Genomic DNA, 14009 nt, shown 5'->3' on the forward strand with positions numbered 1-14009 from the left:
ACGTGCGGCCAATCGGCAGCAAGTACCTGCTCGAGGAGCCGCTCGGCCGCGGCGCCACGGGCACCGTCTGGCGAGCCCGCCAGCGGGAGACGGCGGGCGCCGAGGCCGCCGTGCCGGGCCAGCCCGGAGAGACCGTCGCGATCAAGGTCCTCAAGGAGGAGCTGGCCAACGACGCGGACATCGTGATGCGCTTCCTGCGCGAGCGGTCCGTGCTGCTCCGGCTCACCCACCCCAACATCGTGCGCACCCGCGACCTGGTCGTGGAGGGCGACGTCCTCGCCCTGGTCATGGATCTCGTCGAGGGCCCCGACCTGCACCGCTACATCCGCGAGAACGGGCCCCTCACCCCGGTCGCCGCGAGCCTGCTCACCGCGCAGATCGCCGACGCCCTCGCCGCCAGCCACGCCGACGGCGTGGTCCACCGCGACCTCAAGCCCGCCAACGTCCTGCTCGCCGAGCGCGACGGCCAGATGCACCCGATGCTCACCGACTTCGGCATCGCGCGCCTGGCCGACTCCCCGGGCCTGACCCGTACGCACGAATTCGTCGGCACGCCCGCGTACGTCGCACCGGAGTCCGCCGAGGGCCGCCCGCAGACCTCCGCCGTCGACATCTACGGTGCCGGCATCCTGCTGTACGAGCTGGTCACCGGCCGTCCTCCGTTCGCGGGCGGCACGGCCCTTGAGGTCCTGCACCGGCACCTCAGCGAGGACCCCCGCCGCCCCTCGACCGTCCCGGGGCCCCTGTGGACGGTCATAGAGCGCTGCCTCAGCAAGAACCCGGACCAGCGGCCCAGCGCCGAGAACCTGGCCCGTGCGCTGCGTACGGTCGCGGCCGGCATCGGCGTGCACGCCACAGCCGCGCAGATCGAGGCCGCCGAGGGGGTCGGCGCCCTGCTCGCCCCGGACCCGGCGCCCGCGCCCGTCCCGGAGACGCCCGGCGCGGCCGACCCGACCCAGGTGCTGCCCAGCACCGGCGGGGCGCACCGGTACGACCCTGCCGCCGCGACGAGCGTCATGCCGACCAGCGGTCCCGCCGGTGCCGGCGCCGACCCGACCGCTGTCATGCCTCCCGTACCGCCGCAGCCCCCGCAGGGCTCTCCGGGCGACGAGCCGCACCCCTGGCAGAGCCAGTTGCGCGCGGCCCGCGACCGCAACGAGCAGACGCAGGTGCAGTACCTGGACCCCAGCCAGGACCCGCTGCGCCGCCGCCCCCAGCGCCAGCCGCAGCCGTACACGCCCCAGCCGCCCCACCCCCAGCAGCAGCCCCACCCCCAGCAGCAGCCGCCGCGGCCGCCGCAGCGGCAGCAGTACGCGCCGCAGCAACCGCCGCCGCAGCCCCCGCAGCAGCAGTACGCGCCGCCCCAGCAGCAGTACCGGCCCCCGCAGCCGCCGCCGCAGGCGCCGGCTCCGCGCGAGCCGCGCCCGCCGCGGCGCAGCGCGAACCCGATGCGGATCCCGGGCCTCGGCTGCCTCAAGGGCTGTCTGTTCACGGTCGTGCTGTTCGTGATCGCCGGCTGGCTCATCTGGGAGCTGACCCCGCTCCAGGACTGGGTCGCCGAGGGCAAGGGCTACTGGCAGGCGATCGGGGACATGATCTCGTCCGTCTCCACATGGGTCTCCGAGATCGGCAGCACCACGGAGGGTGGTACCACTACCGGCGGTACGGGGCAGTAGTACTGCCGATTTATCGACTTCCGAGGGGTGATTTCCCCTCGGAAGTGACGACCAGCGCCCGTGGACGCGTAACTTTGTCGCGACCGCCAGCCGCTGAGGGAGCAGTCTTGGCACGGAATATCGGCAGCCGCTACACGGCCCACCAGATCCTCGGGCGGGGCAGCGCCGGCACGGTGTGGCTCGGCGAGGGCCCCGAGGGCCCCGTCGCCATCAAGCTGCTGCGCGAGGACCTGGCCTCCGACCAGGAGCTCGTCGGCCGCTTCGTCCAGGAGCGCACGGCCCTGCTCGGTCTCGACCACCCCCGGGTGGTCTCCGTCCGCGACCTCGTCGTCGACGGGAACGACCTCGCCCTCGTGATGGACCTGGTCCGCGGCACCGACCTCCGTACCCGCCTGGACCGGGAGCGGCGGCTCGCCCCCGAGGCGGCCGTCGCGATCGTCGCGGACGTCGCCGACGGACTGGCGGCCGCGCACCGCGCCGGAGTCGTCCACCGGGACGTCAAGCCCGAGAACATCCTCCTCGACATGGAGGGACCGCTCGGCCCCGGCGGCGCCCATCCGGCGCTGCTGACCGACTTCGGCGTCGCCAAACTGATCGACACCCCCGGCCGCACCAAGGCGACCCGCATCATCGGTACGCCGGACTATCTGGCCCCCGAGATCGTCGAGGGCCTGCCACCGCGCGCGGCGGTCGACATCTACGCCCTCGCCACCGTCCTGTACGAGCTCCTCGCCGGGTTCACGCCCTTCGGCGGCGGGCACCCGGGCGCGGTGCTGCGCCGGCACGTCACGGAGACGGTCGTGCCGCTGCCCGGCATCCCCGAGGAGCTGTGGCAGCTGATCGTCCAGTGCCTGGCCAAGGCCCCGGCCTCCCGCCTGCGCGCCTCGGAGCTGGGCGCCCGGCTGCGGGACGTCCTGCCGATGCTCGCCGGCATCCCGCCGCTCGACGTGGACGAGCCGGACGCCGAGCCGGCCCCTGAGCCGCAGCAGGAGGACCCGTACCCGACCGGCGGGCCGGTCGGCGGACCGGCTCCGCGCCGGGCCGCCGTCCCGCTGGTCCCCGGCGCCTCTCCCGACTCCAACCGGGACACCCACACCTCCATGCGGGTGCCCGCCCCCGACGAACTCTCCGGCGGCCCCCTGGGCACGGCACGCGCCCCCCGCCCGGCGGGCGCCCGGCGCCCCGGCTCGGCCCGGCACAAGGCGGAGGCGGTCCGCAAGCGGCGTATCACCCTCTCCCTGGCCGCTGTCGTGCTCGCCGGCGCGCTGGCGGTGGGCGGCTATCTGGCGACCGCCGGCGACACCGACACCCCGCCGCAGGACTCCAAGACGTCCTCGCGGCCCTGAAGCCGGGGCCGGGGACGCGCGGCGAGCCGTTACGCTGGACGCGTGGCAGTCGTCGATGTATCCGAAGAGCTGAAGTCCCTCTCCTCGACCATGGGGTCGATCGAGGCCGTACTGGACCTCGAGAAGTTGAGGGCAGACATCGCCGTGCTCGAAGAGCAGGCCGCGGCCCCGTCCCTCTGGGACGACCCGGAGGCGGCGCAGAAGATCACCAGCAAGCTTTCGCACCTCCAGGCCGAGGTCCGCAAGGCCGAGGCCCTGCGCAGCCGGATCGACGACCTCGCGGTGCTCTTCGAGCTCGCCGAGGAGATGGACGACCCGGACACGCGCACCGAGGCCGAGGCGGAGCTCGTCTCGGTCCGCAAGGCGCTGGACGAGATGGAAGTCCGTACGCTGCTTTCGGGCGAGTACGACGAGCGTGAGGCGCTCGTCAACATCCGGGCCGAGGCCGGCGGCGTCGACGCCGCGGACTTCGCCGAGCAGCTGCAGCGCATGTACCTGCGCTGGGCCGAGCGACACGGCTACGGCACGGAGGTCTACGAAACCTCGTACGCCGAAGAGGCCGGCATCAAGTCGACCACCTTCGTGGTCAAGGCCCCGTACGCCTACGGCACGCTCTCGGTCGAGCAGGGCACGCACCGCCTGGTGCGCATCTCCCCCTTCGACAACCAGGGCCGCCGCCAGACGTCCTTCGCGGGCGTCGAGATCCTGCCGGTCGTGGAGTCCTCCGACCACGTCGAGATCGACGAGTCCGAGCTGCGCGTGGACGTCTACCGCGCTTCGGGCCCGGGTGGCCAGGGCGTCAACACGACCGACTCGGCGGTGCGTATCACGCACCTCCCGACCGGCATCGTGGTCTCCTGCCAGAACGAGCGCTCCCAGATCCAGAACAAGGCGAGCGCGATGAACGTCCTCCAGGCCAAGCTCCTCGAGCGCCAGCGCCAGGAGGAGCGCGCCAAGATGGATGCCCTGAAGGGCGACGGCGGCAGCTCCTGGGGCAACCAGATGCGCTCGTACGTCCTCCACCCGTACCAGATGGTCAAGGACCTCCGGACGGACTTCGAGGTCGGCAACCCGCAGGCGGTCCTGGACGGCGAGATCGACGGCTTCCTCGAGGCGGGCATCCGCTGGCGCAAGCAGCAGGAGAAGTAACCGAGTTCGGCTTCACGGCGCCCGGGCCCCGCACTTCGTGTGTGCGGGGCCCGGGCGCCGTCGTCGTGTCCGACGGGCACACGGTTCGCCTGGTGACGACCGGGCGTTGATTCGCGGGCGCAAGCGGAAACCGGGTCAGGCGGGCGCTTTGTCGACAAGGGAACTGCCGCGAGGGAGGCGGAAGTTCCGCGTTTACGTCACAGTTGCATCCCCGCATGGCGGGCAACTCGTGATCTTTCAGACATCGCACGCGCAACGACCTTGACGCGTTTGCGGAAAGTCGGGAGGGTGGCGCTTGGCATGCGCATATCTGGGGCGTGTGTGAACGGGGGCCGGTCCAGTCATGACGTCGCTCCTGCTGCCCGCGGCCCCGAGCGCTGCTCCATGACGAGATTGAGCTACTGGGGGTAGCAGCCAGATGACGAAGAAGACGCGCGTTCGCCTCGCGCGCATCGCGGCCGGCACGGTGATCGTCGCCGGCGCGTCCCTGACCGCCGCGGGCGCCGCACAGGCGGTCAACGCGGACATCGAGGTCGGTCCGCTGAGCATCCAGGCCCAGCTGGGCGAGGAAGAGGACCCCTGCGCGCCGGGCTCGGTGTGCGAGGACCCCGACCCGGAGAACCCGAACCCGGAGAACCCGAACCCGGAGAACCCGAACCCGGAGAACCCGAACCCGGCGAACCCGAACCCGGCGAACCCGAACCCGGCGAACCCGAACCCGGCCGACCCGAACCCGGAGAACCCGAACCCGGCGAACCCGAACCCGGCGAACCCGAACCCGGCGAACCCGAACCCGGCCGACCCGAACCCGGCCGACCCGAACCCGGCGAACCCGAACCCGGAGAACCCGAACCCGGCGAACCCGAACCCGGCCGACCCGAACCCGGCGAACCCGAACCCGGCCGACCCGAACCCGGCCAACCCGGACCCGACCAAGCCGAACCCGGAGAACCCGAACCCGGCCAACCCGGACCCGACCAAGCCGAACCCGGCCAACCCCGACCCGACGAACCCGGGCGAGGACACCACGGGTGGTAGCGACGGCGGTTCCTCCACCGATGGTGGCGCCGGCACCTGCACCGTCGACCTCGACGGCGCCGAGTGTGTCGACAACAACCCCGACACCAACAACGCCGGCTCGCAGCCCGTCGAGCAGGGCAAGGCCAAGGAGGAGCTGGCCGAGACCGGCGCCGCCGAGACCACGTTCCTGGTCATCGGTGCCGCCACGATGATCGCCGGCGGCATCGGTTTCCGGATGCTTCCGCGCCTCGTCGCCGGTGGCCGTGCCGCCGTCTGAGCGGACCGCTAGAGCATGAGGAAGGGCCGGGGGTCGCCCCCCGGCCCTTTCCCGTGTCCGTCGCCGACCGGCTCGCGTACGTCGTGCTACGCGGTCCGCATCGTGTCTACGCGGCCTGCCTGCATCGCTGACGCGCCTGCGGCGGCCTACGCGGTCTGCAGCGCCGCGAGCAGTGCCACCGCCGCCACCATGGCGATCAGCAGGGTCAGCAGCATCGCCGGTGTCAGCCCGCCCAGCGGGCCCTCATCCTTCAGGCGTTCCCGGTTCGCGCGGCAGATGGCACAGCGGCCCTCCGCGACGGGGGCCGCGCAATTGGCGCACACCAGTCGGTCATAGGTCATGCGCTCTCCTCCTCCCGCACAGGGGTCCACACCGTGGTCAACGTCCGGTGGTACCCGTGCGTTCCCCCTACCACTGTGCCAGCTCGCGAGCGTTTCGGCGCGCCCCGCCGGATCGATCCCCCTCCGCCCGGAAGGACGAAAAGGATAAAGCACACAAGCTCGGACCGCGACTGCGCGGGCCATCCCCGGTCGCGTAAGGTCGCGCTCACCTACTCCCGGCCGACCGTGGTGCATCCGTGATCCGATTCGACAACGTCTCCAAGTCCTATCCGAAGCAGAACCGCCCCGCGCTCCGGGATGTATCCCTGGAGATCGAGAAGGGGGAGTTCGTCTTCCTCGTCGGTTCCTCCGGCTCCGGAAAGTCGACTTTCCTTCGGCTGATCCTTCGCGAGGAGCGCGCCAGCCACGGCCAGGTGCACGTCCTCGGCAAGGATCTGGCCCGGCTCTCCAACTGGAAGGTGCCGCACATGCGCCGCCAGCTGGGGACCGTCTTCCAGGACTTCCGCCTGCTGCCCAACAAGACCGTCGCCGAGAACGTGGCCTTCGCCCAGGAGGTCATCGGCAAGCCGCGCGGCGAGATCCGCAAGGCCGTGCCCCAGGTGCTCGACCTCGTCGGTCTCGGCGGCAAGGAGGACCGCATGCCGGGCGAGCTCTCGGGTGGTGAGCAGCAGCGCGTCGCCATCGCCAGGGCCTTCGTCAACCGCCCGATGCTGCTGATCGCCGACGAGCCCACCGGCAACCTCGACCCGCAGACCTCCGTCGGCATCATGAAGTTGCTCGACCGCATCAACAGGACAGGGACCACCGTCGTCATGGCGACCCACGACCAGAACATCGTCGACCAGATGCGCAAGCGCGTCATCGAGCTCGAAAAGGGCCGTCTCGTCCGCGACCAGGCGCGTGGCGTCTACGGATACCAGCACTGAGCAGGTAGGGGAACAGACACCATGCGCGCTCAGTTCGTGCTCTCCGAGATCGGCGTCGGTCTCCGGCGCAATCTCACCATGACGTTCGCCGTCATCGTCTCCGTGGCCCTCTCGCTCGCCCTGTTCGGCGGCGCGCTGCTCATGCGCGAGCAGGTCAGCACGATGAAGGACTACTGGTACGACAAGGTCAACGTCTCCATCTTCCTCTGCAACAAGAACGACGCGGCCACCTCCCCCAAGTGCGCCAAGGGCGCGGTGACCGCGCAGCAGAAGGAGCAGATCGAGGCCGATCTGAAGAAGATGGACATCGTCGAGAAGGTCATCCACGAGTCGACCGACGAGGCGTACAAGCACTACAAGGAGCAGTACAGCGACACCGCCATCGCGTCCGTCATCACGCCGGACCAGATGCAGGAGTCGTTCCGGGTGAAGCTGCAGGACCCGGAGAAGTACAAGGTGGTCGCCACCGCCTTCGCCGGGCGGGACGGAGTGGAGTCCGTACAGGACCAACGCAACATCCTGCAGAACCTGTTCGACCTGATGAACGGCATGAACGTCGTGGCGATCTACGTGATGGCGCTGATGCTGATCATCGCGCTGATCCTGATCGTCAACACCGTGCGCGTCTCCGCCTTCAGCCGGCGGCGTGAGACCGGCATCATGCGGCTCGTCGGCGCCTCCAGCTTCTACATCCAGATGCCCTTCATCATGGAGGCCGCCTTCGCAGGTCTCCTCGGCGGTGTGGTCGCGAGCGTGATGCTCCTCGCGGGCCGGTACTTCCTGATCGACCACGGCCTGGCGCTCGCCGACAAGATGCAGCTCGTCAACTTCATCGGCTGGGACGCCGTGTTGTCGGTGCTGCCTCTGGTCCTGGTCATCGGGCTGCTCATGCCCGCGCTGGCCGCCTTCATCGCGCTGCGCAAGTACCTCAGGGTGTGAGAAGAGCCGCCTGAGTACTCCGGGCGCCGTGCGGTCAACGACCGTACGGCGCCTTTCGCTTGTCCTAGAGTGGGCGACATGCCGGTCGGCCCCGAGTTCTGTCCGCGGCCCCGCGGAATCGTCCGTGGGGCCGTTCTCGCGTTGGTCTTCGCCGGTGTCCTCGCCGCCGCGGCCGTCACGGACTCGCTGCCGCGGCAGGAGCCGGCGGACACCGAGCCGTCCTCGCGCCGCGCCCTCGTCGACCGCGGCGCCCTCAACCGCGCCGCCGCCGAGGCGATGGCCGACGGCAAGTCGGGCAAGCAGGCCGCCGAGGAGTTCGTCAGCCGCAGCGGTGACCGCTGGGGCGCGGTGTACGGCCCGGCGGAGTACGACGAGTTCGAGCAGGCCCTCGACGGCTCGTACACCGGCGTCGGGCTCTCCGCCCGGAGGGCGGGGGAGGGGCGCGTCGAGATCAGCCGGGTACGGGCCGGCGGTCCGGCCGCCCGGGCCGGGCTGCGGCCCGGCGACCGCCTCGTCACCGTCGACGGCCGTTCCGTCGGCTCGCTCTCCGTCTCGGAGGTCGTCTCCCTGCTGCGCGGTGACGGCGTCCCCGGCTCCACCGTCGTCCTCGGCGTGGAGCGCGGCCGCACCGCATGGACCGCCACCCTGCGCAGGGCCAGGCTCGCCACCGAGGACGTCACCGTGCGGCGCCTGGGCGACGGGACCGTCGTGATCAAGGTGGCCGCCTTCACCAAGGGGACGGGGGAGCGGGTACGCGACGCGGTACGGCGGGCCCGGCCGGGCGCCGGTGTCCTGCTCGACCTGCGCGGCAACGCCGGCGGTCTGGTCGCCGAGGCCGCCGTCGCCGCCTCCGCCTTCCTGGACGGCGGTCTGGTCGCCACGTACGACGTCGACGGGGAGCAGCGCGCGGTGTACGCCGAGCGGGGCGGGGACACCGAGCGGCCCGTGGTGGCGCTGATCGACGGCGGCACGATGAGCGCCGCCGAGCTGCTGACCGGGGCGCTGAAGGACCGGGGCCGGGCGGTCACCGTCGGCTCCCGCACCTTCGGCAAGGGCGCGGTCCAGATGCCGAGCACGCTGCCCGACGGGTCCGTCGCCGAGCTGACCGTCGGCCACTACCGCACTCCGGCCGGGCACGGCGTCGACGGCCGCGGGATCACACCGGACCTGGCCGTCAGCGAACGGGCCGAGGAGCGGGCGAGGACGGTATTGAGTGGCCTCGGAGGGGGGTCGTAGTGCGAAAATGGCCGCACTATGGCAAAGGGACTCGTGAACGTGCAGGGCAAGCCTGCCAAGAAGAAGGACCCTGAGAAGGGCCCCGAGCGCAAGATCATCGCGCAGAACAAGAAGGCGCGGCACGACTACCACATCATCGACACCTACGAGTGCGGTGTCGTGCTCATGGGCACCGAGGTGAAGTCGCTGCGCATGGGACGGGCGTCGCTCGTCGACGGCTTCGTCCAGATCGACGGCCACGAGGCGTGGCTGCACAACATCCACGTGCCCGAGTACATGCAGGGCAGCTGGACCAACCACTCGGCCAAGCGGAAGCGCAAGCTGCTGCTGCACCGCGCCGAGATCGACAAGCTGGAGTCGAAGGCGCAGGAGACGGGTCACACGATCGTGCCCCTCGCGCTGTACTTCCTGAGCGGCCGGGTCAAGGTCGAGATCGCGCTCGCCAAGGGCAAGAAGGAGTACGACAAGCGGCAGACGCTCCGGGAGAAGCAGGACACGCGGGAGACGAACCGCGCGATCGCGGCGGCGAAGCGGCGCCAGCGGGCGGCCCAGTCCGCGTAGGGGCGCCGGGCCGTCCGGGCCGGTGGGAATAGGCTGGCGACGGTCCCCGTTGTTCACGTACGATGGGCCCCGCACCTCACAGCGGGTGCGCGTTTTGAAAAATCAACATGGGGATGATCGGTTTCGACAGCGGATGTCGAAGCAGGGGAAGCGTGTCGAGGAAGCGGCAATGATCTCGTAAACCATATGTCGCAACCAATAATCGCCAACTCCAAGAGCGATAACTCCCGCTTCGCCCTCGCTGCCTAATTTTTAGGTAACGACCAGAAGCCTCTGTGAGGAGCGTCAGCCCGGGGATGGTCCCGACCCGGATCCTGGCGTCATCTAGGGATCTAAACCTCTAGCCCCGGTCACGGGGGCCTGAGGGAAATCAAACAGTGACTGAGCCCGTCGGAGACTTGTCCGCGTGATCTCCGGGGCTGAGAAACTCGTAGCGGACTGCACACGGAGAAGCCCTGTTTCCGCACCGTTGGACGCGGGTTCGATTCCCGCCATCTCCACTCATCCCATGTGGGCAAAGGCCCGGCAGTCGTCACGACGACCGCCGGGCCTTCGTCATACCCCCGCCGACGGCCAGACCCAGAGCGAGGGCAGCCGCCGCCGGTGGGATCAGAAACGCGTGGGCCGTCGCCGGAGCGTGCTCGGCCGTCCAGCCGCCCACCGCCGAGCCGGCCGCGACGCCGCCGAGGAGGGCGGTCACCGCGAGGGTCATGCCCTCGTTCAGCCGGCCGGGTGGGGTCCGGCGCTGCGCCAGCGCCATGCCCGTGACCATCGTCGGGGCCGTCGCCATGCCCGCCACGAGCAGACCGGCCGCCAGGGCCGCCAGCGAACCGGTCGAGGCGCCCAGCAGCGGCAGCGTCATCAGGACGGTCATCGCGGCCAGACAGGTGCCGAGGCCGGCCGAGCGCCGTGTGCGGCCGTAGACCAGGCCCGCCGCGCACGAGCCGGCCGCCTGCAGCGCGAGCACGGGACCGGCGGCCGGGCCGTCCACATGGGCCAGCGCCACCACCTCCATCGCCCCGAAGACCGCGCCCGTCGCCAGGAAGACGCCGAGGAGCCGCGCCATGCCGGGCGCGCGCAGAGGGGAGACGGCGCCCGGACCCGAGACGGCGGCGCGCGGCGCGACCGGGGGTTCCGTGGAGCGCTGGGCCGCGAAGACCAGCACACCGGTGAACAGCAGGACCGCGCCGACCAGCGTGCCCGCCTCGGGGAAGAGCCCCGCGCACAGGAGCGCGGCCAGCACCGGGCCCAGCATGAAGCAGAGTTCGTCGGCGGCCTGCTCGAAGGCGTTCGCGGTGTGCAGGGCGGCCGGGTCCCCCGCGTGGAGATGGGCCCAGCGGGCGCGGGACATGCCTCCCGTGTTCGGTGTGGTGGCGGTCGCCGCGTACGCCACGAAGAGGGTCCAGGCCGGCGCCTCGGCCCGCACGCACAGCAGCAGGGCGAGCGAGCCGAGCGAGGCCAGCGCGGCCGCCGGGACGGCGACCCGAGCCTGCCCGTACCGGTCGACGAGCCGCGCCGTCCAGGGCGCGACCAGGGCCATGGCCGCAAGACCCGTGGCGGTGACGGCGCCGGCGAGCGCGTACGAGCCGTACGACCCGGCGATCATGATCACCGCGCTCACGCTGAACATCCCCATCGGGAGCCGGGCGATCAGATTGCCGGCCGTGAAGGCGCGGGCGCCGGGGGTGGCGAAGAGGCGGAGGTAGGGGTTGGTCCCCGCGGTGGGGCGGCGGGCAGGCCGGTCGCCGTAGCGCGGGGCGAACGCCGGGCCCGCCGGGGTGAGCGTGAGGTCGTGGTGCGGCATGCGAACAGCCTCGGGGTCGGCCGCCTGGGCGGTCCAACACCTGATCCGCGGCCATTCACGCGCTCGCGTTGTGAAACCTGATCCGTGGCCATTCACGCGCGCGCGTTGTTGAATGCGGGGTGGCCCCTTCCCCGTACGCGCACGACATAGAACCGCGGCTCCTGCGCGCCTTCACCGCCGTCGCCGACGAACTGCACTTCACCCGCGCCGCCGCCCGGCTCTTCGTCGCCCAGCAGGCGCTCAGCCGCGACATCCGGCGGCTTGAGCGGGAGTTGGGCGCCGACCTGTTCGTACGGACCACCCGGCAGGTCACGCTCACCGCGGACGGCGCGCGTCTCCTCCCGTACGCGCGCGGGGTGCTGGCGGCCTGCGACGCGCTCAGCGACGCCTTCCGGGCGGAGACCCGGCCGCTGCTCGTCGACCTCAACACCACGGGCCTGGCGAACGGCCGCGTTCTGGAGCGGGCGCGTGAACTCGCCCCCGAGCAGGAGCTGATGGCCCGTTATGAGAGCGGACTGACCGGGGCCGCGGCGCAGATCCTGGCCGGAGGTCTCGACGTGTCCTTCGGCCGGTTCGGCGGGCTCGGCCCCGCCACGCGGGCGGGGCTCGCCTCGCAGTTCGTACGGTACGAGCCGATGGCGGTGCTGCTGCCCGAGGGGCACCCGCTCGCCGGCCTGGCGGCCGTGCCGCTGGCCGCGCTGGCGGGCGAGAGCGTCTACGCGGGCGCGGGCAACGACCGCACGGCGGAGTGGACCGACCTGGCCGCCCGGCTCTTCGCCGGCCGGGGCATCACGGTCGCGCCGCGCGCCCCGATGGCCGTGGGGTTCGAGGAGTTCCGCCGGATCATGGCCAAGCTCGGCACTCCCGCGCTCGTGGTCGTCGACTTTCCGCCGGTGCCGGGGAGCGTGCTGCGGCCCCTGGTCGATCCCGTGCCGCTCTCCCCGGTGAGTCTGGTGTGGCGCAAGGGGCTGAGGCACCCGGGGCTCGACGCGCTGCGCACGGCCGCGGCGGAGATCGGGGCCCGGGAGGGCTGGCTGGAGCGCCCGGCGGACTCCTGGCTGCCGGCGGACGAGGCGGGGGTCCCGGCGGTCTGACCGCACCGGGCGCGTAGGGTCGGGCCGGGCGGCACCGGCCGGGCCGGGTGGCGCGGGCCGGGCCGGGTGGCGCGGGCCGGACGGCGGGGCGTACTCACACCTCCGGCCGGCCCCGGGTGAGAGCAAGGTTCCGTACCCGTCACTTCCCGCCACCGGTCTGAAACGCGGCCCCCCTAGCGTCTGGTCCACGAGGTCCGGAGCTTCTGGGCGCTCGGGACCCGAGACCGTGGAGGTACGTGATGGGCGGCCGGTGGATCGAACGGTGGGAGCCGGAGGACGAGACCTTCTGGCGTGAACAGGGAGAGCGGATCGCCAAGCGCAATCTGCTCTTCTCCGTGCTCTCCGAGCACATCGGCTTCTCCATCTGGAGCCTGTGGTCCGTGATGGTCCTCTTCATGGGGCCGGAGTACGGCATCGACCCGGCCGGGAAGTTCTTCCTCATCGGGACCGCCACCTTCGTCGGGGCGCTCATCCGGGTCCCGTACACCTTCGCCGTCGCCCGGTTCGGCGGGCGGAACTGGACCATCTTCAGCGCGCTGCTGCTCCTGCTGCCGACGGGCTTCGCCTTCGCCGTGATGGAGCCGGGCACCTCGTACCACACCTTCCTCCTGGTCGCCGCGCTCACCGGCGTCGGCGGCGGCAACTTCGCCTCGTCCATGACCAACATCAACGCCTTCTTCCCGCTGCGGAAGAAGGGCTGGGCGCTCGGCCTCAACGCCGGCGGCGGCAACATCGGCGTCCCGGTCGTCCAGCTCGTCGGCCTGCTCGTCATCGGCACGGCGGGCGCCATGCACCCGCGCCTCGTGCTGGGCGTCTACCTCCCGCTGATCCTGGTCGCCGCCGTCTGCGCCGCGCTCTTCATGGACAACCTCGCGCCCGTCAGGAACGACACCGGCGCCGCCAAGGAGGCCGTCAGGGCCGGCCACACCTGGATCATGGCCTTCCTGTACATCGGTACCTTCGGCTCCTTCATCGGGTACAGCTTCGCCTTCGGCCTGGTCCTGCAGACCCAGTTCGGGCGCACCCCGCTGCAGGCCGCCTCGCTCACCTTCATCGGTCCGCTGCTCGGCTCGCTGATCCGGCCCATCGGCGGCTCCCTCGCCGACAAGCACGGCGGGGCCCGCATCACCCTGTGGAACTTCGCCGGGATGGCGGCCGCGACCTCCGTGGTGATCTACGCCTCGGTCGTCGAGTCGCTCGCCGTGTTCCTCGTCGGCTTCATCGGCCTGTTCGTCCTCTCCGGCCTCGGCAACGGCTCCACGTACAAGATGATCCCCGCGATCTTCCTCGCGCAGGGGCACCGCAAGGGGCTGTCGGGCGAGGCGGCCGAGTCGTACGGCCGCAGGCTCTCCGGGGCCTCCATGGGCCTGATCGGCGCGGTCGGCGCGATCGGCGGGCTCGGCATCAACCTCGCCTTCCGGCAGTCCTTCCAGACCGCGGGCACCGGCACCTCGGCCTTCGTCGCCTTCCTGGTCTTCTACGCGGCCTGCATCGTCGTGACCTGGGCGGTATACCTTCGCCGGCCGGCCGTCGTACCGGACACCGCGGAGGCCGCCGAGGAGAAGAAGCCGCAGCTCGGATACGCCGAGGTGTGATCGGAGTGGTCCGTAACGGCCAAGAAATACGGGCGAACCGAGTCT

The 14009-nt window shown here is 71.4% G+C and carries 12 protein-coding genes and 1 other RNA gene; 11 read left to right on the plus strand and 2 right to left on the minus strand.

What is annotated here, in order from left to right:
* Window positions 1-2: 2 nt before the first annotated feature.
* From ACIRB4_RS24790 to ACIRB4_RS24805, 4 genes are all read left to right on the plus strand, one after another.
* Entirely contained in the window at window positions 3-1676 is a 1674-nt protein-coding gene (locus ACIRB4_RS24790) for a serine/threonine-protein kinase (RefSeq protein ID WP_403294356.1), read from the plus strand.
* A 107-nt stretch (window positions 1677-1783) separates the two neighbouring features.
* Window positions 1784-3022 (plus strand): serine/threonine-protein kinase, encoded by a 1239-nt coding sequence (locus ACIRB4_RS24795; RefSeq protein ID WP_403294357.1) that lies wholly within the window; start codon window positions 1784-1786, stop codon window positions 3020-3022.
* Between the two features lie 42 nt (window positions 3023-3064).
* Window positions 3065-4171 carry a peptide chain release factor 2 gene (prfB, locus tag ACIRB4_RS24800; RefSeq protein ID WP_403294358.1) on the plus strand — a complete coding sequence of 369 codons (1107 nt, stop codon included), beginning with the start codon at window positions 3065-3067 and terminating at the stop codon, window positions 4169-4171.
* Between the two features lie 418 nt (window positions 4172-4589).
* Entirely contained in the window at window positions 4590-5468 is an 879-nt protein-coding gene (locus tag ACIRB4_RS24805; RefSeq protein ID WP_403294359.1) for an LPXTG cell wall anchor domain-containing protein, read from the plus strand.
* Window positions 5469-5614: 146 nt separating this feature from the next.
* Here ACIRB4_RS24805 and ACIRB4_RS24810 read toward each other — a convergent pair whose 3' ends face one another.
* The gene (locus ACIRB4_RS24810) at window positions 5615-5809 is read right to left on the minus strand and encodes a hypothetical protein (protein ID WP_403294360.1); all 195 of its coding nucleotides are present in this window, start codon (window positions 5807-5809) and stop codon (window positions 5615-5617) included.
* A 236-nt stretch (window positions 5810-6045) separates the two neighbouring features.
* Here ACIRB4_RS24810 and ftsE point away from each other — a divergent pair, with 236 nt between their 5' ends.
* The 5 genes from ftsE to ssrA all read left to right on the plus strand — a co-directional run bounded on the left by ftsE (window position 6046) and on the right by ssrA (window position 9974).
* Window positions 6046-6735 (plus strand): cell division ATP-binding protein FtsE, encoded by a 690-nt coding sequence (ftsE, locus tag ACIRB4_RS24815; RefSeq protein ID WP_345487862.1) that lies wholly within the window; start codon window positions 6046-6048, stop codon window positions 6733-6735.
* Between the two features lie 21 nt (window positions 6736-6756).
* Complete coding sequence (gene ftsX / locus ACIRB4_RS24820; RefSeq protein WP_403294361.1) at window positions 6757-7674, plus strand: permease-like cell division protein FtsX; 918 nt, start codon at window positions 6757-6759, stop codon at window positions 7672-7674.
* 78 nt (window positions 7675-7752) lie between these two features.
* Window positions 7753-8910, plus strand: a complete 1158-nt coding sequence (locus ACIRB4_RS24825) for a S41 family peptidase (RefSeq protein WP_403294362.1) — start codon at window positions 7753-7755, stop codon at window positions 8908-8910.
* Between the two features lie 18 nt (window positions 8911-8928).
* On the plus strand, window positions 8929-9471 hold the full coding sequence (smpB, locus tag ACIRB4_RS24830; protein ID WP_356889852.1) for an SsrA-binding protein SmpB: 543 nt from the start codon (window positions 8929-8931) through the stop codon (window positions 9469-9471).
* Between the two features lie 109 nt (window positions 9472-9580).
* Window positions 9581-9974: a transfer-messenger RNA gene (ssrA, locus tag ACIRB4_RS24835) on the plus strand.
* Window positions 9975-10003: 29 nt separating this feature from the next.
* Here ssrA and ACIRB4_RS24840 read toward each other — a convergent pair.
* A complete protein-coding gene (locus tag ACIRB4_RS24840; protein ID WP_403294363.1) occupies window positions 10004-11275 on the minus strand; it encodes an MFS transporter in 1272 nt (423 codons plus the stop codon).
* Between the two features lie 119 nt (window positions 11276-11394).
* Between ACIRB4_RS24840 and ACIRB4_RS24845 the strand changes: the two genes are divergently transcribed.
* Together ACIRB4_RS24845 and ACIRB4_RS24850 are read left to right on the plus strand one after the other, a co-directional pair.
* On the plus strand, window positions 11395-12369 hold the full coding sequence (locus ACIRB4_RS24845; RefSeq protein WP_403294365.1) for a LysR family transcriptional regulator: 975 nt from the start codon (window positions 11395-11397) through the stop codon (window positions 12367-12369).
* Window positions 12370-12608: 239 nt separating this feature from the next.
* On the plus strand, window positions 12609-13964 hold the full coding sequence (locus ACIRB4_RS24850) for a nitrate/nitrite transporter (protein WP_403294366.1): 1356 nt from the start codon (window positions 12609-12611) through the stop codon (window positions 13962-13964).
* The last annotated feature ends 45 nt before the right edge of the window (window positions 13965-14009 follow it).

Source organism: Streptomyces sp. NPDC093600 (genome assembly GCF_044764755.1).
Taxonomy (GTDB): Bacteria; Actinomycetota; Actinomycetes; order Streptomycetales; family Streptomycetaceae; genus Streptomyces.